This is a genomic window from Exiguobacterium sp. s11 (genome assembly GCF_018619015.1).
In the GTDB taxonomy this organism is placed as follows: Bacteria; Bacillota; Bacilli; order Exiguobacteriales; family Exiguobacteriaceae; genus Exiguobacterium_A; species Exiguobacterium_A indicum.
In genome coordinates, this window is the sequence record NZ_JACSNF010000006.1 from 1 (window position 1) to 20,385 (window position 20,385).

Here is a 20,385-nt window from a genome sequence, read left to right on the forward strand (position 1 = left end):
CCGTTCCCATGCCGAACACGGAAGTTAAGCACTTGAACGCCGAAAGTAGTTGGGGGCTTCCCCCTGTGAGGATAGGACGTTGCCAGGCAAACGGTGGTTCTGGAGCATACGCTCAAGGGCCGCCGCTTTTTTGTGTCTTTTTGTAGAAAGACATGTATCCATTTTAATGAAGGGACTGAACAGGGATATGGCGAAAAAAACGAAACTACGCGTAGCCGTCGAAGAGAACGAGACGATTGGTGCCTGTTTGGATCGTATCGATGCCATGGGATACCGCCCGACGGTCCGACGAGAAGAACCGATCTTTGGATTAGACGCTAATGGCGAACCGTATCCAATTCGTCAGCAAATCGTCTTCGATTGCAAAGTGAAAGAGAACGAATAACTGCCTAGAGCATCCTCCGAATCATGTGGAGGGTGCTTTTTTTAGTGCTTGATTCCATGTGATGCCTTTCAGGAAAATAAACTCCGAATGGACACCAGATGAAATCAGAAAAACTACTTTTAAAACCGAACGATAAATTTTCAGACAATTAAATTGTTCGCCTTTGGTTGACGCCTTGGGATGGACTTGTTAAGATGAAGTCGTGACAGGATGATTGAATATAAACACCTCGTATAATAGCAGGGATATGGCTTGCAAGTTTCTACCTAACGACCCTAAATCGTTGGACTATGGGGTATATGGATGTTCGTCGATATTTCTTTGGCGTACCTTTTTATACCCTAAGCCACCCTTTTAGCCGTGGTTTGGGCTTTTTTTATGCACAAAGGAGGAAACAGCGATGGGAAATACAGAAGTCGGCGTCATCATGGGAAGTCAATCGGATTGGGAAACGATGAAACATACATGTGATGTGTTGGAGCAACTTGAGATTCCTTACGAAAAGAAAGTCGTTTCCGCACACCGGACACCGGATCTAATGTTTCGTTATGCTGAATCAGCACGTGAACGAGGACTGAAGGTCATCATTGCCGGTGCAGGCGGTGCTGCTCATCTACCGGGCATGGTAGCCGCTAAAACGACATTACCCGTCGTCGGTGTTCCTGTGAAAAGTAGAGCGCTCCAAGGAATTGATTCCTTGCTCTCGATCGTTCAAATGCCAGGTGGTGTACCGGTCGCAACGGTTGCCATCGGAGAAGCAGGCGCAAAAAACGCCGGATTGCTAGCTGCTCAAATTCTTTCGATTCAAGATGAACGACTTGCCCGCAAGCTCGATCATATGCGAGTCGAACTAGAAGGAGACGTCATTGCATCTGGAGGGAACCTGTTATGAAACGAATCGGGATATTAGGCGGCGGTCAACTTGGTCGAATGATGGCACTGTCCGCCCGTGAGATGGGCTTTGAGATTTTGACACTCGACCCAACAGACAACGCACCATGTGCGCAAGTGGCGGATCAACATATCCAAGCTCCCTTCACGGATGTCGAGGCAGCCAAACAGCTCGCAGCTGAATCAGATGTCGTCACCTACGAATTCGAGAACATCTCAACGGAAGTCGCTGAAGCAATCGGGACGAAACTGATTCATGGAACGGATCTCCTTTTTCAAACGCAACATCGGGTACGGGAAAAAGAGATGATTGAACGCATTGGACACTCTGTCGCTCCGTACCATCCGGTGACGCATCCTTCTGACTTAGAGGAAGCAAAACAGCGACTCGGGTTACCGTTCGTCTTGAAGACAGCACGATTCGGCTATGACGGAAAAGGACAGACCGTCATCCGGACGGAAGAACAGTTCCAAGCGGCAATCAAACGATTCGAACCGACAGAGTATGTTGCGGAGCAGTGGTTACCGTTTGATCAGGAAATTTCCGTCATCGTCACTCGAAGCGCAACAGAAACACGTGTCTTCCCAGTCAGTGAGAACATTCACCAAGAGAACATTTTGCATCTATCGATTGTACCGGCACGCATTTCTGAATCGCTCGAACAAGAAGCAATTGCGCTCGCTGAATCGATCGCGGATGCCGTCGGGCTGATCGGTACACTGGCCATCGAGTTGTTTGTCGTTGGTTCTCGACTAATCGTCAATGAACTAGCACCCCGACCACACAATTCGGGTCACTATTCGATTGATGCTTGCGAAACATCCCAATTCGAGCAACATATCCGTGCCATCAGTGGTCTCCCACTCGGTGATACCCGTCTGACGACACCGGTCGTCATGGCGAACATCCTGGGTCAGCATGTCACAGCATTATACGAGGAACTACCGAGACTAAACGCTCGGACGAAAGTTCACTTATATGGAAAAGCAGAAGCCAAGACAGGACGCAAGATGGGCCATTTGAACATTCTTGCGGATACCGTCGACGATGCTTTGGCAGAAGTCGAACGCCTGTCGATATGGAAGGAGACAGTTCAATGATCGAACGGTATACACGTCCTGAGATGAAAGCGATCTGGACCGAACAAAACAAATTCGAGGCTTGGTTAAAAGTCGAGATCCTTGCGTGTGAAGCATGGAGTGAACTAGGGGTCATCCCGAAAGAGGACGTCCAGTTGCTTTGGGACAATGCCTCATTTGATGTCAACCGCATCCTTGAAATCGAGCAAGAGACACGTCATGATGTCATCGCTTTTACGCGCGCTGTCTCTGAAACACTTGGAGAAGAACGCAAGTGGGTCCATTACGGACTCACGTCAACGGACGTCGTCGATACAGCACTCTCGTATCTGTTGAAGCAAGCAAACGACATTCTTGCTGCAGATCTCGATCGGTTCATCGACATCTTAAAAGTCAAAGCGAACGAACATAAATATACGGTCATGATGGGACGCACACATGGCGTACATGCAGAACCGACGACGTTCGGTCTGAAACTAGCGCTTTGGTATGAAGAGATGAAACGAAACAAAGTCCGTTTCGAAGCAGCACGTGAGACGGTCGAATATGGCAAGATGTCAGGTGCCGTCGGAACATTCGCGAACATCGATCCGTTCATTGAAAAGTATGTCTGCGAAAAGTTAGGGACAAAGCCTGCTCCGGTCTCCACGCAAACGTTACAACGTGATCGTCATGCACACTACATGTCGACACTGGCTTTGATCGCGACATCGATCGAAAAGATGGCAACGGAAATCCGAGGTCTGCAAAAAACGGAAACACGTGAAGTCGAAGAATTCTTCGCTAAAGGTCAAAAAGGATCATCGGCGATGCCGCACAAGCGAAATCCGATCGGTTCAGAGAACATGACAGGTCTTGCTCGAGTCATCCGTGGACACATGGTGACGGCATACGAGAACGTCTCACTCTGGCACGAACGTGACATCTCGCATTCTTCGGCCGAACGCATCATTCTTCCGGATGCGACAGGACTACTCAACTATATGTTGAACCGTTTCGGAAACATCGTGAAGAACTTGACGGTCTTCCCGGACAACATGAAGCGGAACATGGACCGGACGTTCGGTGTCATCTTCTCTGGACATGTCTTACTCGCTTTAATCGAAAAAGGCTGGTCGCGTGAAGCAGCGTATGATTTCGTTCAACCGCGTGCGATGCAGGCGTGGGAAGAACAAATCATGTTCCGTGACTTATTGTGGCAAGAACAGGACATTCAACAGCTTTTCACAGAAGAAGAGCTCGATGCGTGTTTCGATCCGACGTATCATACGAGTCGTGTCGATGAAATCTTTGAACGGTGTGGCTTGAACTAATCAACCTGAGACGGGGCACTTGCCCCGTCTACATCTTAGGATCATGGGGGACGAAAGCGATGCAACCACTTTATGAAGGAAAAGCAAAACGATTGTACACGACGCAGGAGCAGGATGTGCTCCGGATCGTCTATAAAGACGAGGCCACGGCATTCAACGGCGAGAAAAAAGAAGTCTTTGCTGGAAAAGGCGAATTGAACAACCGGTTGACGAGTCATTTCTTTGAAATCCTCGAACAAGCGGGCATTCCGACACATTTCATTGAACGTGTCTCGGAGCGCGAACAGCTCGTACGTCGTGTCACCATCATTCCACTCGAAGTCGTCGTCAGAAACGTCGTCGCGGGAAGCTTGAGTAAACGGCTCGGTATCGAAGAAGGTACGGTACTCGAAACACCAATCGTTGAGTTCTACTATAAAGATGATACGTTAGGCGATCCACTCGTCACCTCATCACACATCAATTTACTGAAGATTGCGACTTCTGAAGAGTTGAAACAGTTGTCGGACAAGGCACTTCGCGTGAATGAAGTCTTGCAACCTTACTTCCGTCAAAACGGAATCACGTTGATTGATTTTAAACTGGAATACGGAAAGAAGGCAGACGGAACGATTCTACTAGCTGATGAGATTTCACCAGATACATGCCGTTTGTGGGATCAAGCAACTGGAGAACATCTCGATAAAGATGTCTTCCGCCGCAACATCGGTTCACTGACAGAGACCTACCAAACACTATTCAATCGCCTAGGAGGAAACACACAATGAAAAAAGTCATCGTATCGATCGCATTACGGGAAAGCATTTTAGATCCACAAGGAGTTGCTGTAAAAGGCGGATTGCAACAGCTTGGTTTTACGGGTGTCGAGAGTGTCCGAATCGGAAAACAGATTGAACTGCTCGTTGAAACGGAAACGACAGAAGCGATGATTCATGAGATGTGTCAAAAACTACTCGTCAACACGGTGATGGAAGATTACCAGATTACGATCGAAGAGGTGACGCCAGCATGAAGTTCGCGGTCATCGTCTTTCCGGGATCGAACTGTGATTTAGATATGTACCATGCGGTCAAGGATGCTCTCGGAGAAGAAGCTGAATACGTCTTCCATACCGAAACATCACTTGAAGGCTACGACGGCGTCCTGTTACCGGGCGGATTCTCCTACGGAGATTACCTTCGTTGCGGCGCGATCGCGCGCTTCTCACCGATCATGGAAGAAGTCAAACGTTTTGCGGCAGAAGGGAAAACGGTCCTCGGGGTATGTAACGGATTCCAGATCCTTGTCGAAGCGGGACTCTTACCAGGTGTCTTGCACCGAAACAACGGCTTGAAGTTCATGTGCCGGACGGTTGAACTAAAGGTTGAGAATACAAAGACACGTTTTACATCGGATTACCTGCCAGGCGAGACGATCTCGATTCCGATCGCGCATGGTGAAGGAAACTACCACTGCGACGATGCGACTTACGCGATGCTGCAAACGAACGGACAAATCGCCTTCACATATGTCGACAATCCGAATGGCTCGCGCGGCGATATCGCCGGAATCACGAACAAAGCCGGCAACGTTCTTGGGATGATGCCACACCCGGAACGAGCGGTCGAACTCTTGACCGGCGGAACAGATGGACTAAAACTCTTTACTTCACTCGTCAAACAGGGGGCACACCATGCTAAAACAACAGTCTGAACCAACACCAGAATTGATTCAAGAGCAACGCGTCTATGCCACGATGGGCTTGAGTGATACAGAATACCAGATGGTCGTCGATTTACTCGGACGCCAACCGAACTATACGGAAACAGGATTGTTCTCAGTCATGTGGTCCGAGCATTGTTCATACAAGACATCTAAACCTGTCCTCCGTCAATTCCCGACGACTGGACCACGTGTCTTACAAGGACCAGGGGAAGGTGCAGGTGTCGTTGATATCGGCGATGAGCAGGCAGTCGTCTTTAAGATCGAAAGCCACAACCATCCATCCGCTGTTGAACCGTATCAAGGGGCTGCGACAGGCGTCGGCGGAATCATTCGTGACATCTTCTCGATGGGCGCACGACCGGTCGCACTCATGAACTCGCTCCGTTTCGGTCATCTCGGTACACCACGTGTCAATCAACTGTTCGAACAAGTCGTCGCCGGAATCGCCGGTTACGGCAACTGTGTCGGTATTCCAACGATCGGTGGCGAAATCGGATTTGATCGCTCGTATGAAGGCAATCCACTCGTCAACGCGATGTGTATCGGTTTAATCAACCATGCCGATATTCAAAAAGGTCAGGCAAAAGGTGTCGGCAACTCGGTCATGTACGTCGGTGCAGCTACTGGACGCGACGGGATCCATGGTGCGACGTTTGCCTCGGAGGATCTCGGAGAGGATACGGAAGCAAAACGTCCGGCTGTTCAAGTCGGCGATCCATTCATGGAGAAGCTATTGATTGAAGCGTGTCTTGAAATCGTCGGGCATCCGGCACTCGTCGGGATGCAGGACATGGGTGCTGCCGGACTGACATCGTCTTCAGCAGAGATGGCTTCAAAAGCCGGTATGGGCATCGAGATGCACCTCGATGACGTCCCGCAACGAGAGACAGGGATGACTGCCTACGAAATGATGCTCTCGGAATCACAAGAGCGGATGTTACTCGTCGTCAAGCGTGGTCGCGAAGCAGAGATCGAAGCAATCGTCAGCAAATGGGGACTCCATGCCGTTCACGTCGGAGAAGTCATTGAAGAGAAAGTCTTACGGTTGATTCATCATGGAGATATCGTCGCAGAAGTTCCGGTTGATGCGTTAGCAGAAGAAGCACCAGTCTACGAAAAACCATCCCGCGTTCCTGCGTATTATGAAGCATTCCAAGCGATGGAAGAGACGCTTCCAGTCGTCGAAGATGTCGTTGAGACATGGCGGGCGTTACTCCGTCAGCCGACGATCTCTTCAAAACGCTGGGTCTACGATCAGTACGATCATATGGTCCAGACATCGACCGTCGTCGCACCAGGATCAGACGCAGCCGTCATTCGTGTCCGCGGCACGAACAAAGCGCTCGCGATGACGACCGACTGTAACAGCCGTTTCGTCTACTTGGATCCATACGTCGGTGGACAGATTGCGGTAGCAGAAGCAGCACGTAATATCGTCGCGAGTGGGGCGACACCACTCGCCATCACGGATTGTCTGAACTTCGGAAATCCGGATAAACCAGAAGGCTTCTGGCAGTTGCAACAAGCAACAGCCGGTATGGCAGAAGCATGTCGTGTCCTTGAGACACCTGTCATCGGTGGAAACGTCTCACTCTACAACGAGTCAGCCGGTCAAGCGGTTCACCCGACACCGGTCGTCGGAATGGTTGGATTACACGAGCAAACCGAATGGATCACGACACAACACGTCAAACAAGCTGGTGACCAGATTTATCTATTAGGAGAAACAACAGCCGAGTTTGGCGGCAGTGAACTTCAATATATGCAATTCGGTAAATCATTCGGTCGCGCACCACAGATCGATTTAGCCGTCGAACACGCACGCTTACAATTGTTACAGCAGGCAGTACAAGCAGGTGAAGTCAATGCGATGCATGATGTATCAGAAGGTGGTCTTGCCATCGCTCTCGCTGAGATGACGTTTGGGACGAACCTCGGGTTGACGGTTCAGTTCGACGGACCGACCTTACACCTGTTCAGCGAATCGCAATCACGCTTCATCGTCACGGTGCCACAAGCGCACGTCACAGCATTCGAACAACGGACTGGTGCTCAAGCGATCGGTGTCGTTACGAACGATGAGCTTCTCGTCATCGAAACGGCAGAGACACGGATCGAAGCAGACCGTTCGACCTTACAGGGAGACTGGGAAGGAGCAATCGCGTGTTATATGACATCAAAGGACTAAATGAGGAGTGTGGCGTCTTCGGGATCTTCGGACAACCGAATGCGGCGCAACTTGCTTATTACGGCTTGCATAGCTTGCAACACCGGGGACAAGAAGGGGCAGGCATCGTCACGAGTGACGGTGACGACCTCTTCCCACATCGCGGGCAAGGACTCGTAACGGAAGTCTTTTCGGAAGAGACACTGACGAATCTGAAAGGACATCATGCAATCGGACATGTCCGGTATTCGACAGCAGGAGGAAACACGCTTGAGAACACTCAACCGCTGCATTTCAAATCGCGGACGGGAGATCTTGCTCTCGCACATAACGGAAACCTCGTCAACGCGGATTCACTGAAGCACCTGTTAGAAGCAGAGGGTGCCATCTTTCAGACGACGAGTGATACGGAAGTCGTCGCCCATCTTGTCAAACGCAGTAAGCTCGACACACTCGAAGACCGGATTGCCGACAGTCTCGCGCGTCTCGTTGGGGCGTTCGCCTTCCTTTTCTTAACGGAAGACACGTTATTCGTAGCAGTTGATCCACACGGACTGCGTCCACTGTCACTTGGGAAGACACCAGACGGCGGCATCGTATTCGCGTCAGAAACATGTGCCTTTGATATCGTCGGCGCGGAGTTCATTCGTGATATCGAGCCAGGGGAGCTCGTAACGATCACAGAACACGGCATGTCGTCTCGTCAATACATGGAACCACGTGAACGAGCAATGTGTTCGATGGAATACATCTACTTCTCGCGCCCAGATTCAATCATTGATGGCGTCAACGTCCATACGGCTCGCAAAGCACTCGGGAAAAAGATGTATGAAGAAGCACCGGTCGAAGCAGATGTCGTTACCGGGGTGCCGGATTCAAGTATCTCGGCAGCGATCGGCTACGCGGAAGCGAGCGGTATTCCATATGAAATGGGATTGATCAAGAACCGGTATGTCGGACGGACGTTCATCCAGCCGTCACAAGAGTTACGGGAACGTGGGGTCAAAATGAAGTTGTCCGCGCTACGCGGCGTCGTACAAGGAAAGCGTGTCATCATGGTCGATGATTCAATCGTCCGGGGAACGACGAGTCGTCGCATCGTCGGTTTGTTACGTGAAGCGGGTGCGACGGAAGTGCACGTCCGCATCACGGCACCACCGATTACGAATCCATGTTATTACGGGATTGATACTTCATCGAAGGAAGAACTGATCTCTGCTCGGTTGATGCCGGAAGAAATCCGTCAGGAAATCGGTGCGGATTCCCTTGAATTCTTAACTGTACCGGGCATGGTCGATGCGATCGATCGCCCGTTCGATGGACCGTTAAAAGGACAATGTACCGCTTGCTTCACAGGAGAGTATCCGACACCGCTCGGTTCGCTCGAGTTAGAAGCTAAACTTTGATAGATGGGGGAAGAACATGAGCAAACATTACGAAGCAGCAGGTGTGAGTCTGACAGCAGGATATGAGTCAGTCACCCGAATGAAAAAACACGTCGCCCGTTCGATGCGCAAAGAAGTATTGACGGGACTCGGTAGCTTTGGTGCGATGTTCGACCTCAGCCAATTGCAGTTGAAAGAACCGATCCTTGTCAGTGGGACAGATGGTGTCGGTACGAAACTCAAGCTCGCTTTCGCACTGGAACAACACGATACGATCGGGATCGACTGTGTCGCGATGTGTGTGAACGATATCATCGTCCAAGGCGCGGAACCACTTTATTTCCTTGATTATATCGCGCTCGGTCAGGCGATTCCGGCGAAGATCGAACGGATCGTCGCAGGTGTCGCAGAAGGTTGCGTCCAGGCGGGATGTACGTTAATCGGCGGCGAAACAGCGGAAATGCCAGGGATGTATGCGGACGGCGAATATGATATCGCCGGGTTCGCCGTCGGTGCCGTCGAGAAACAAAAATTAATCACAGGTGATAACGTCGCAGCAGGAGATGTCATTCTCGGTCTCGCTTCGTCTGGCGTCCATTCGAATGGGTTCTCACTCGTCCGTAAAATCGTCGCCGACAGTGGACTCCGCTACGAAGATGAAGTCATGATGCTCGGTCATACGCTCGGAAATGCGCTCCTCATGCCAACACGTATCTATGTCGAAGCGGTCAAAGCAGCCCTTGAGACGGAAAAGATCCAAGCGATGGTCCATATTACGGGTGGGGGATTCTACGAGAACGTACCACGCGTCTTGCCAGAAGGTCTCGGCGCATCGTTCGACCCGAAAAAGTGGCCGACGTTACCAGTCTTCGACTGGCTCGAGCAAGCGGGTGACCTGCCACGACATGACATGTACAATGTCTTCAACATGGGGATTGGTTTCATGTTGATCGTCAAACCAGAAGATGTCGCGGAAGTGACAGCACGCCTCGCTCGTGAAAATGAGACGGCGTACGTGATTGGTCACGTGACCGATCAAGAAGGTGTCCGAATTCAAGGAGTCAACGCATGAAGATCGCCTGTTTTGCATCGGGAAGCGGTAGTAATGTCGAAGCACTTTTTGAAGCAATCGAGGCAGGAACGTTACATGCCTCGATCGAACTGATCGTCTGCGATCAACCGGACGCAGCAGTCATCGAACGGGCGAAACGACGCGGATGTGACGTCTTCGTCTTTCGGGCGAAGGACTATCCGGATAAACCGAGTTTTGAGCGGGAAATCATTGCCCGTCTTGAAGCAAAAGGCGTCGAACGGATCATTCTCGCCGGCTATATGCGATTGATTGGGGAAGAGTTGCTCGGACGATATGCAGGGCGGATCGTCAACATCCACCCGTCGCTACTTCCGGCCTTCCCGGGAAAAGATGCGATCGGACAAGCATTTCGTGGCGGAGTTAAAATCACAGGTGTTACAATTCATATAGTCGATGAAGGCATGGACACAGGACCGATCATGGCTCAAGAAGCCGTCCGGATTACAGAAGAGATGACGCGTGAAACATTGCAACAAGCGATTCAGCGTGTCGAACATAGACTGTATCCGCAAGTCATCGAAGAGTGGATGAAAGAGGAGGCAAACGTATGAGAGCGTTAATTAGTGTGTCGGATAAAACAGGAATCGTCGAATTAGGACGAGCGTTTCATGAAGCAGGGATCGAGCTCGTCTCGACAGGCGGAACACATCAAGCGTTAGAGGAAGCTGGGCTTCCGGTCATTGGTATCAGTGAAGTCACACAATTCCCAGAAATGCTTGATGGACGTGTCAAGACGCTCCATCCAATGGTTCATGGTGGATTACTCGGTCGTCGTGACCTTGAATCGCATCGTGAGCAGATGGCGGCGCAACACATCCAACCGATCGATTTCGTCGTCGTCAATCTGTATCCGTTCAAGCAGACGGTCTTACAAGAAGACGTCGCCTATGCCGATGCGATCGAGAACATCGATATCGGTGGACCAAGCATGTTGCGTTCAGCAGCGAAAAATCACGCAGCTGTCACGGTCGTCGTCGACCCAGCTGATTATGAAACGATCGTTGCCGAGATTCGTGAAGGCGGTACGACGTTTGAGACACGTCAACGTCTTGCGGCGAAAGCATTCCGTCATACAGCAGCGTACGATGCGTTGATCGCGGATTATTTCTTGACACAAACAGGTGAGAAGTTCCCCAATCAGTTGACGATCACGCTTGAGAAAGTCCAAGACCTTCGATACGGAGAAAATCCACATCAAGAAGCAGCCTTTTATAAAACACCGATTTACCGTGGGGCTTCCCTCGCTTCAGCGAAACAGTTGCACGGTAAAGAGTTGTCGTATAACAACATCCAAGATGCCAACGCCGCACTCGAAATCCTCGACGAGTTCCGCGAAGCAGCAGCCGTCGTCGTCAAACACATGAACCCGTGTGGAGTTGCCGTCGGTCCAACGATCGGAAAGGCATTCCGCCGCGCACATGCAGCAGATCCAGTATCAATCTTCGGTGGCATCGTCGCCTTGAACCGTGAAGTTGACTTAGAGACAGCAGAACAATTAAGCGGCATCTTCCTTGAGATCATCATCGCACCATCCTTCACGGAAGAAGCATTCGCCTTGTTGTCAGCGAAAAAGAACATCCGTCTGCTTGAACTCGACGTCAAACGTGTCCAAGCAATCCGTTATACGGCAGTCGCTGGCGGCATGCTCGTCCAAGACAGTGACGATGAGACGCTCGATGATGCAGCAGCACGTGTCGTGACAGACCGCAAACCGACAGCAGCGGAATGGGAGGATTTGAAACTCGCATGGCGCGCCGTCAAACACGTCAAGTCGAATGCGATCGTTCTCGCGAAAGACGAAGTAACGGTCGGCGTTGGTGCAGGACAGATGAACCGTGTTGGTTCAGCGAACATCGCGATTACGCAAGCCGGAGAAAAAGCAATTGGCGCGTCCCTTGCTTCCGATGCCTTCTTCCCAATGGGCGATACGGTCGAAGCGGCAGCAGCAGCTGGCATTACGGCAATCATTCAACCAGGCGGCTCGATTCGCGACCAAGAGTCAATCGATGCGTGTAACAAACATGGCATCACGATGGTCTTTACGAACGTTCGACATTTCAAACACTAAGCGGAGGCGATTTGAATGAAGGTATTGGTGATTGGTAAAGGAGGGCGTGAACACGCGCTCGTCTGGAAGCTGGCACAGGATGAACGGATCGAGACAGTGTATGCTGCGCCTGGGAATGCCGGGATGACACAAGCCACATGTGTTCCGATCGCCGAAGATGCCATCGATGAACTCGTGACGTTCGCACAAGACGAACAGATCGATTGGACGATCGTCGGACCAGAAGGACCACTCGTTCTCGGAGTCGTTAACGCCTTTCAGGCAGCGGGACTGCAAATCTTCGGACCGACACGGGAAGCGGCGGCGATCGAAGGAAGTAAGCAGTTCGCGAAAGAATTGATGGCGCGTGCCGGTATTCCGACCGCTGCTCACGCTGTCTTTACTTCAGCAGCAGAAGCAGAAGCGTATGTTCGCGAAGCGGGTGCACCGATCGTCATCAAAGCCGACGGACTCGCTGCCGGAAAAGGAGTCACAGTCGCAGAAACCGTGGACCAAGCACTTGTTGCAATCCACGATACGTTTGCCGGGGAATACGGTCAACAAAGCCGCGTCGTCATCGAAGAATGCCTGATCGGGGAAGAGTGTTCGTTGATGGCATTCGTTCACGAAGAGACGGTCATTCCAATGGTATTGTCGCAAGATCATAAACGGGCGTTTGACGGTGACTTAGGTCCGAACACAGGAGGAATGGGCGCGTATTCTCCGCTACCTCAGTGGGACGAAGCGGCGTTGACGACAGAAGCCGTTGATCGCATCATTCAGCCGCTTGTCGATCAGATGGCAAGCGAAGGGATTCCGTTCACCGGCTTCCTCTATGCCGGTCTGATGCTGACGAAACAAGGACCGTTCGTCATCGAGTTCAATGCTCGGTTCGGTGATCCGGAGACAGAAGTCATTCTTCCGCGCTTAGAGACGCCGTTGCTTGATGTCATCATGCCGTTGATGGACGGACAGACACCAGAAGTCGTTTGGACGGATCAAGCAGCTGTCGGTGTCGTCGTCGCAGCAGAAGGATATCCGGAAGCGCCAAAAACGGGACAAGTGATTCCACTTGACCAGATCGGGGATGATCTTCTCGTTTTTCATGCCGGAACGGCAGGACGAAACGATCAACTTGTCTCAGCTGGTGGACGTGTCCTCGTGTGTGTCAGCCGTGCCGAGACGATCGAGCAGGCTGTCGAACAGGTCTATGCAAACTTACCAGACGTGACGGATCAGCCATTCTTTTACCGAACTGATATCGCTCAAAAAGCCTTTCGTGCCTCGCATGAATCATGATATCTGAACCAGACGTGCTCGAAGGAGTCGCGTCTGGTTTTTTGTTTCTTGGCGAAGTGCACGAAAAGATTTGTCTTCCATGGCGAATTTGTGTTATTTTGACCAAATGAATCCGGAACGGGGCAAAACTTCTTGAAACTTACTTAGCAACATTTTAGTATAAGAACTATAAGAAAGCGTTTTCAATAAAACAAAGGAGGTCGAGCTTTCGTGAAAAAAAATTGTGGAAGATCCCCTTGGACGAAATCTGAAGTACGAACACACCAAGCGGTCATCAGCGGAAAGCTTGCACCGACACTTGTCATACAGAATGCCACTTACCTGAATCATGGTGTCAAAGCATGGCGGACGGCGAACATCTGGATCAGTGGCGACCGGATCGTCTATGTCGGTCCAGAGATGCCGGAACAAGCCGATGCGTACCATGATGCGACAGGTCAATATATCGTACCCGGTTACATTGAACCCCATGCCCATCCGTTCCAACTTTACAATCCAGCGAGTCTTGCAAAATTCGCAGCAGAGCGGGGAACATCGACGCTCGTCAACGACAATATGTTGTTATTATTAGAGCCGACGGAGCAAGCGTTTGCTCAAGTTGAGGCGCTAGCAGACTTACCAACCTCGATGTACTGGTGGGCACGACTCGACGCACAAACCGAGCTTGATGCCGACAGTATCTCGATCGATAATCGCCGGATTCAAGCGTGGCTCAAGCATCCACAAGTCATCCAAGCAGGTGAGTTGACGGGATGGCCACGTCTCTCGCAAGGGGACGATGAATTGCTCCATTGGATGCAGGATGCGATCAAACTCGGAAAACCGATCGAAGGTCATTTCCCTGGTGCTTCAGCGAAGACGCTGACGAAGATGGCGCTGTATGGCGTGACGAGCGATCACGAAGCGATGACGGTCGAAGAAGCGATGACACGTCTTGAACTTGGCTATACGACGACGATTCGTTATTCATCGATTCGTCCAGATCTACCGGATATCTTTAAAGGTCTCGTCGAAGCAGGGTTGACGCAGTTCGATAAGGTGCTAGTGACGACAGATGGTTCAACGCCGTCCTTTTATAAGGCAGGCATGATGGATGAGACGATCCGATTGATGCTCGAGGCAGGCATCCCGGTCGAAGAAGCGTACCGGATCGCGTCGTACAATGCAGCGCGTCATTTTAATCTCGATCATCTACTCGGGAGTATCGCACCAGGACGAATCGCGCATCTCAATTTCCTTGAGGCAAAAGATGCACCGACACCTGTCGCCGTACTTGCGCGCGGCACATGGGTCCGTCAAGCCGACATCCCCTGTTACCCGGCAGAAGCGCTTGATGCTGTCTATGCGCTCATGCCACGTTCAGAAGTCCAGGTTTCGTTAACGGAACAGGATTTTTCGTTTAGCATGCCGGTTGGTCTTGAGATGGTCAATTCCGTCATCATGAAGCTCTATCAAGTCGAACACGATACAAGTGTGCCTGTGCTACCGACAGGATGTGATGAATCCTTCCTGATGTTACTCGACCGGGAAGGGAAGTGGCGACTGAATACCGTTCTGAAAAACTTTGCGACACAAGTCGGTGGTCTCGTCAGTTCGTACTCGATTAGCGGTGATATCTTGATGATCGGTAAATCGAAACGAGACATGCAAGTCGCGTTTGATCGAATGAAAGCGTTCGGCGGCGGAATCGTTCTCGTCGAGGACGGAGAAGTCATCGCTGAAGTTCCGTTGACCTTGATGGGGCAGACGTCCGAATTGCCACTCGAAGATTTGATCGTTCAGGAAACCGCTCTACGGGAAGCCTTGTTCGAACGCGGTTATGCGTTTGAAGATCCTGTCTATACGTTGCTATTCCTAGCGTCGACACATCTACCATATGTGCGAATCACACCACAAGGTATTTACGAAGTCCTTCGGAAAAAAGTCCTTTTCCCAGCGATTTTGCGATGATGCTTGAATTTTAAAACGTCGCGCTTTAAACTATTAAAGAGCAATTGAATGGGAAAGGGAGTCACAAGATGCAACTCGATAAATTGCGTGGAAAAGAATTGGATCAGTTATTTACAGCCATCATGAAGATGGATTCATTAGAAGATTGTTATACGTTGTTCGAAGACTTAGCGACCGTCAACGAAATCCAGGCGCTCGCCCAACGTCTTGAAGTCGCACGTCAATTACGTGAAGGCAATACGTATCACAAAATCGAAAAGGCGACCGGTGCTTCAACAGCAACGATCTCGCGTGTCAAACGTTGCTTGAACTACGGTTCGGGCGGTTATGATCTGGCGCTTGCCCGCCTAGGTCTTATCGAGCAAGAAGTAGCGGATAACTAATGTTATCCGCTACTTCTATGAAGGGGGGCGTGTCACATTGGATTTTGCGTTACAACAAAGAATTCAACATTTCATTCGAAAGTTGACGCCCATCCAGTCACTCGTCATCATCTACTTCGTTGCTGTCATCATCGGAATCATTCTGCTCGGTCTGCCGTGGTCGACGAAAGGAAATTACGACTGGGACTTCACGGACCTTGTCTTCATGGCGGTTAGTTGTGTCAGTGTCACGGGTTTGACGACGGTCTCGGTCTCAGAAACCTTCACGACGTTCGGTTACTTCATGATCATGATTTTAGTACAAGTCAGCGGAATTGGCTTGATGTCGCTTCATATCGCGATGTGGGTCATCCTCGGAAAACGAATCGGCTTTCGGGAACGCCAGCTTGTCGTCCGAGATCAGAACCAGACGACGATGCAAGGGGTCGTCAAATACATTCGCGAAGTCATCTTGATCATCGTCTCGATTGAATTGATCGGGGCTTTGATTCTCGGACTATATTACACGAAATATTTTCCGACACTCGGAGAAGCGATGCTTCAAGGACTGTTCGGATCGGTCAGTGCGACGACGAATGCTGGTTTTGATATCACGGGTGAATCGTTACTACCGTTTCGTGGTGATTTGTTCGTCGTCTTCATGCAAATTTTGTTGCTGACGCTTGGTGCGATCGGCTTTCCGGTACTCGTCGAAGTCCGGCGCTACATCTCGTACCGGGCGACACGCCAAGCGACACGTCAACCGTATCATTTTTCACTGTTTACAAAATTGACGGCGTCAACGTTCTTCATTCTCGTCCTATTCGGAACGGTAGCATTGCTGCTATTTGAATGGAACCAATCCTTTAAAGGTTTACCGATCGATGAGAAGCTCGTCGACGCTTTGTTCCAATCCGTCACGACCCGAAACGGGGGATTGACGACGGTCGACATCACGTCCTTCTCGCAGGCATCGATTTTCGTCTTGTCGCTCTTGATGTTCATCGGAGCGTCACCGTCTTCCGTTGGTGGGGGGATTCGAACGACGACGTTCGCCGTCGCCGTCTTGAGTGTCATCGCCTTCATCCGAGGCGAATACGGCATCAAAATCTTCGGTCGAGAGATTGGTCAGTCAGACATCTGGAAAGCCTTTGTCGTCATCGTCGTCTCGACTGGTGTGACGATGGTCGGATTGATCGTCTTGTTGCTTGTCGAAGATGCCCCGTTCCTTGTACTGTTTTTTGAAGCCTGTTCAGCGTTCGGAACGACCGGTCTATCGCTCGGCATCACGGATCAATTATCGGATATCGGAAAATGGACGTTGTCTGTGCTGATGTTCATCGGTCGAATCGGTGTCATCTCGTTCGTTCTTCTCCTGAAAGCGAACCAACCGAAACGTAACTACAACTATCCGAAGGAATCCGTCATCATCGGATAAGGAGGCTCTTTTATGAAACGTGCCTTTTGGATTAACTTCGCCTACATCTTTGCTGTTCCTGTCTTACCGTTTTTGGCGCTCGTCAACGGCCGAGCACTCTGTTCACCGGATTCGCCGTTACTGGACGTTCCGGTACTCGGCTTCTTTTTGGCAGAACCGTGGGCGTTCGTGCCGGTATATGCCGTCTTTGCGTTGTTACTCGCATCGTTATTGACGAAACGACGGACACACGTCTGACCATCTCGCCCTGCGCGAGATGGTTTTTTGTTTTATACTGAATGTGGAATGAGAAAGAGAGGATGGGACGAACCGTGTTATTACCTTTTAATGAATGGCGACATGTCTTTAAACTAGATCCAGCAAAACCAATTGATGATGCTAGCCTGCAGGCGATTGCGACGTCCGGAACGGATGCGATTCTTGTCGGTGGAACAGATGACATCACACTCGATGCGACGCTTGATCTCTTGATGCGTTTGCGCCGGTATCCAGTCGCAGTGGCACTCGAGATTTCTGAACTCGAAGCCGCAACGATGGGATTTGATGCGTATCTGACACCGACGGTCCTGAATGCGGGTACATTAGAGTACGTCGTCGAAAAACAAGTCGAGGCGTTAGAACAAGTCGGTCATATGCTGGCGCATGCTGATCTTGTCGGGGAAGGGTATATCGTCCTGAATCCTGATGCGAAAGTCGCGCATGTGACACAAGCAAAACCGCTAACATTAGATGAGACCGTCGCTTATGCGCAGTTAGCGGATAGCGTCTTCCGTCTACCGGTCGTGTATCTCGAATACAGTGGCGTTTACGGAGAACCGGAACGAGTCGCAGCCGTTCGCGATGTCTTGAAGCAGGCACGCCTGTTTTACGGTGGAGGAATCGACTCCGAAGAGCGAGCGCGTGAGATGCTGCAGTATGCGGATACGATCGTCGTCGGGAACGTCATTTATGATGATTTAAAAGCAGCGCTTGCGACTGTCGCAGCGACACGATAAAATATAGGAACAAAAGTTCGGAATATAAGAAATGAGGCTATTGATATGTTTAATTTGAGTGAACAGCTCGTCAGTGGACTAAACCCTGAGCAAGCAAGAGCAGTCAAGCATACGGAAGGCCCACTGCTGATCATGGCAGGAGCCGGTTCCGGGAAGACACGCGTCCTGACACATCGGGTCGCTTATTTGATGGCGGCTAAACAAGTCGCACCGTGGAACATCCTCGCGATTACGTTCACGAACAAGGCGGCGCGAGAAATGCGAGACCGGATCGGTCGTTTGGTCGGTGGTGTCGCGAACGATATTTGGGTCTCGACCTTCCACTCGATGTGCGTCCGGATGTTACGTCGCGACATCGATCAGCTTGGATACGATCGTAACTTCACGATTCTTGATTCAAGTGATCAGCAGTCGGCGATCAAGCTCGTCTTAAAGGAACAAAACTTGGACCCGAAAAAATGGGATCCACGTTCGATGCTGACGATCATCTCGTCACAGAAAAATGAATTACGCAGTGCTGAATTCTACGCCTCGATCGTGACGAGCCCGTATGAAAAGACAGTTGCTGAAATCTATAAAGGATATGAAGCGGTCTTACGCCGGAACAACGCGCTCGACTTTGATGATTTGATCGGAAAAACGACGGAATTGTTCAAGAAGAGTCCGGATGTCCTTGCTTACTATCAGAAGAAATTCCGCTACATTCATGTCGATGAGTATCAAGATACGAACAAAGCCCAGTATGATCTCGTCAACCTGTTAGCATCGGGACATCAGAATCTCTGTGTCGTCGGGGACTCGGATCAGTCAATCTATCGCTGGCGTGGTGCTGACATCGCGAACATCCTCTCGTTCGAAGAGGACTATCCGAATGCAGCTGTCATCTTACTCGAGCAAAACTACCGTTCTTCAAAACGGATCTTGGAAGCGGCTAACCATGTCATCCAAAATAACTCGACACGCAAAGACAAGAAACTTTGGACGGATAATGATGAAGGCGAGAAGCTGATCGTCCATACGGCAGAGAATGAGCGGGAAGAAGCCTTTTATATCGTCCAAGAGATTCGGAACTCGCTTCGTTACGGGATGAAACTGAGCGATATCGCGATTCTGTACCGGACGAATGCACAATCGCGTGCGATCGAGGAAACGCTTCTTAAGTCGAACGTTCCGTACAAAATGATTGGCGGCACGAAGTTCTACGATCGTAAAGAGATCAAGGACGTACTTGCTTATCTCCGTTTGATTTCGAATCCGGATGAAGACCTGTCCTTCGCGCGGATCGTCAACGAACCAAAACGTGGCATCGGCGCAACGACGATTGATAAGCTGCGTGATTTCGCCGACTTACAGGGTGTGTCATTGATGGAAGCGATTCGCGATATCGAATTGTCGAGTATCGCACCGAAGACGGCAGCGAAGCTGACGGATTTCCGGACGATGATTCTTGGACTCAGTCAAATGCAAGAATTCATCAGCCTGTCGGAACTGGTCGAAGAAGTGCTCGAAAAATCAGGCTATCGTCAAGTGCTGAAGGAAGATAAGACGCTTGAAGCACAAAGTCGTCTCGAGAACATCAACGAGTTCATCACTGTTGCGCAAAACTTCGAGAAGGAGACGGCAAAAGCCGATCCGGAAGACCGGACGATCATCGCCTTCTTGACCGATTTGACACTCGTCGCCGATGTTGATTCACTCGACGAGACGGATCCGGAAGAACAAGTCACGTTGATGACGCTTCACTCGGCAAAAGGGCTCGAGTTCCCTGTCGTCTTCTTGATTGGGATGGAGGAAGGCTTGTTCCCACATAGCCGCTCGCTTCAAGATGAAGACGAGATGGAAGAAGAACGTCGCCTCGCGTATGTCGGGATCACACGTGCTGAGAAACGCCTTTACTTGTCACATGCGCGGATGCGCTCCCTTTATGGACGGACGAACGCGAACCAAGAATCACGGTTCCTAGCAGAGCTGCCGGAAGTCGTCATCGAGCGGACAGGTAAAAAAGCGAAGCCACTCCCATGGGAAGACCGTCCTGTCCCGCAAGGCAAGGCCGTCATCGGTCGCTCGATCAGTAAACCGACAGCAATGAAGACGTCAGGTGCGGAAACGCTCGGTTGGTCGGTCGGAGATAAGGCAGAGCACGGGAAATGGGGACTCGGTACAGTCGTCCAGACTCGTGGTGAAGGGGATAATCTTGAAATCGATATCGCATTCCCAGCAGTCGGAATCAAACGATTGCTCGCGAAATTCGCACCGATTAAAAAGGTATGACGGGA

19 protein-coding genes, 1 rRNA gene and 1 riboswitch are annotated in these 20,385 nt (G+C 50.7%); all 20 genes read left to right on the top strand.

Annotated elements, in window-relative coordinates; genetic code table 11:
• A 5S ribosomal RNA gene (gene rrf / locus KNQ12_RS15000) occupies positions 1-88 on the top strand; the annotation flags it as partial.
• Between the two features lie 99 nt (positions 89-187).
• Positions 188-385, top strand: a complete 198-nt coding sequence (locus KNQ12_RS15005) for an NETI motif-containing protein (RefSeq protein WP_023467064.1) — start codon at positions 188-190, stop codon at positions 383-385.
• A gap of 209 nt (positions 386-594) precedes the next feature.
• Positions 595-696, top strand: a riboswitch (purine riboswitch).
• 89 nt (positions 697-785) lie between these two features.
• A complete protein-coding gene (gene purE / locus KNQ12_RS15010) occupies positions 786-1,277 on the top strand; it encodes a 5-(carboxyamino)imidazole ribonucleotide mutase (protein ID WP_214749798.1) in 492 nt (163 codons plus the stop codon).
• A complete protein-coding gene (purK, locus tag KNQ12_RS15015) occupies positions 1,274-2,377 on the top strand; it encodes a 5-(carboxyamino)imidazole ribonucleotide synthase (RefSeq protein WP_214749795.1) in 1,104 nt (367 codons plus the stop codon). The genes purE and purK overlap by 4 nt, the downstream gene beginning before the upstream one ends.
• The gene (purB, locus tag KNQ12_RS15020; protein WP_035398969.1) at positions 2,374-3,669 is read left to right on the top strand and encodes an adenylosuccinate lyase; all 1,296 of its coding nucleotides are present in this window, start codon (positions 2,374-2,376) and stop codon (positions 3,667-3,669) included. Before purK ends, purB begins: the two co-directional genes overlap by 4 nt.
• A 59-nt stretch (positions 3,670-3,728) precedes the next feature.
• Complete coding sequence (gene purC, locus KNQ12_RS15025) at positions 3,729-4,436, top strand: phosphoribosylaminoimidazolesuccinocarboxamide synthase (RefSeq protein ID WP_214749793.1); 708 nt, start codon at positions 3,729-3,731, stop codon at positions 4,434-4,436.
• On the top strand, positions 4,433-4,681 hold the full coding sequence (gene purS, locus KNQ12_RS15030; protein WP_023467069.1) for a phosphoribosylformylglycinamidine synthase subunit PurS: 249 nt from the start codon (positions 4,433-4,435) through the stop codon (positions 4,679-4,681). Before purC ends, purS begins: the two co-directional genes overlap by 4 nt.
• On the top strand, positions 4,678-5,361 hold the full coding sequence (purQ, locus tag KNQ12_RS15035; RefSeq protein ID WP_023467070.1) for a phosphoribosylformylglycinamidine synthase subunit PurQ: 684 nt from the start codon (positions 4,678-4,680) through the stop codon (positions 5,359-5,361). The genes purS and purQ overlap by 4 nt, the downstream gene beginning before the upstream one ends.
• Complete coding sequence (gene purL, locus KNQ12_RS15040; protein ID WP_214749790.1) at positions 5,342-7,561, top strand: phosphoribosylformylglycinamidine synthase subunit PurL; 2,220 nt, start codon at positions 5,342-5,344, stop codon at positions 7,559-7,561. The genes purQ and purL overlap by 20 nt, the downstream gene beginning before the upstream one ends.
• The gene (gene purF / locus KNQ12_RS15045) at positions 7,537-8,946 is read left to right on the top strand and encodes an amidophosphoribosyltransferase (RefSeq protein WP_035398966.1); all 1,410 of its coding nucleotides are present in this window, start codon (positions 7,537-7,539) and stop codon (positions 8,944-8,946) included. The genes purL and purF overlap by 25 nt, the downstream gene beginning before the upstream one ends.
• 16 nt (positions 8,947-8,962) lie before the next feature.
• Complete coding sequence (gene purM / locus KNQ12_RS15050) at positions 8,963-9,997, top strand: phosphoribosylformylglycinamidine cyclo-ligase (protein WP_174316005.1); 1,035 nt, start codon at positions 8,963-8,965, stop codon at positions 9,995-9,997.
• Positions 9,994-10,569 carry a phosphoribosylglycinamide formyltransferase gene (purN, locus tag KNQ12_RS15055; protein ID WP_023467073.1) on the top strand — a complete coding sequence of 192 codons (576 nt, stop codon included), beginning with the start codon at positions 9,994-9,996 and terminating at the stop codon, positions 10,567-10,569. The genes purM and purN overlap by 4 nt, the downstream gene beginning before the upstream one ends.
• On the top strand, positions 10,566-12,086 hold the full coding sequence (purH, locus tag KNQ12_RS15060; RefSeq protein WP_214749787.1) for a bifunctional phosphoribosylaminoimidazolecarboxamide formyltransferase/IMP cyclohydrolase: 1,521 nt from the start codon (positions 10,566-10,568) through the stop codon (positions 12,084-12,086). The genes purN and purH overlap by 4 nt, the downstream gene beginning before the upstream one ends.
• A gap of 15 nt (positions 12,087-12,101) precedes the next feature.
• A complete protein-coding gene (purD, locus tag KNQ12_RS15065; protein WP_214749784.1) occupies positions 12,102-13,364 on the top strand; it encodes a phosphoribosylamine--glycine ligase in 1,263 nt (420 codons plus the stop codon).
• A gap of 210 nt (positions 13,365-13,574) precedes the next feature.
• Positions 13,575-15,314 (top strand): adenine deaminase C-terminal domain-containing protein, encoded by a 1,740-nt coding sequence (locus tag KNQ12_RS15070; RefSeq protein WP_214749781.1) that lies wholly within the window; start codon positions 13,575-13,577, stop codon positions 15,312-15,314.
• Between the two features lie 68 nt (positions 15,315-15,382).
• Positions 15,383-15,697, top strand: a complete 315-nt coding sequence (locus KNQ12_RS15075) for a YerC/YecD family TrpR-related protein (protein WP_023467078.1) — start codon at positions 15,383-15,385, stop codon at positions 15,695-15,697.
• A 37-nt stretch (positions 15,698-15,734) separates the two neighbouring features.
• On the top strand, positions 15,735-17,114 hold the full coding sequence (locus KNQ12_RS15080) for a TrkH family potassium uptake protein (RefSeq protein ID WP_035398960.1): 1,380 nt from the start codon (positions 15,735-15,737) through the stop codon (positions 17,112-17,114).
• Positions 17,115-17,126: 12 nt separating this feature from the next.
• Positions 17,127-17,351 carry a hypothetical protein gene (locus KNQ12_RS15085; protein ID WP_035398958.1) on the top strand — a complete coding sequence of 75 codons (225 nt, stop codon included), beginning with the start codon at positions 17,127-17,129 and terminating at the stop codon, positions 17,349-17,351.
• A 62-nt stretch (positions 17,352-17,413) separates the two neighbouring features.
• The gene (pcrB, locus tag KNQ12_RS15090; protein ID WP_214749778.1) at positions 17,414-18,109 is read left to right on the top strand and encodes a heptaprenylglyceryl phosphate synthase; all 696 of its coding nucleotides are present in this window, start codon (positions 17,414-17,416) and stop codon (positions 18,107-18,109) included.
• 45 nt (positions 18,110-18,154) lie between these two features.
• Positions 18,155-20,380 carry a DNA helicase PcrA gene (gene pcrA / locus KNQ12_RS15095; protein WP_035412308.1) on the top strand — a complete coding sequence of 742 codons (2,226 nt, stop codon included), beginning with the start codon at positions 18,155-18,157 and terminating at the stop codon, positions 20,378-20,380.
• Positions 20,381-20,385: the final 5 nt, after the last annotated feature.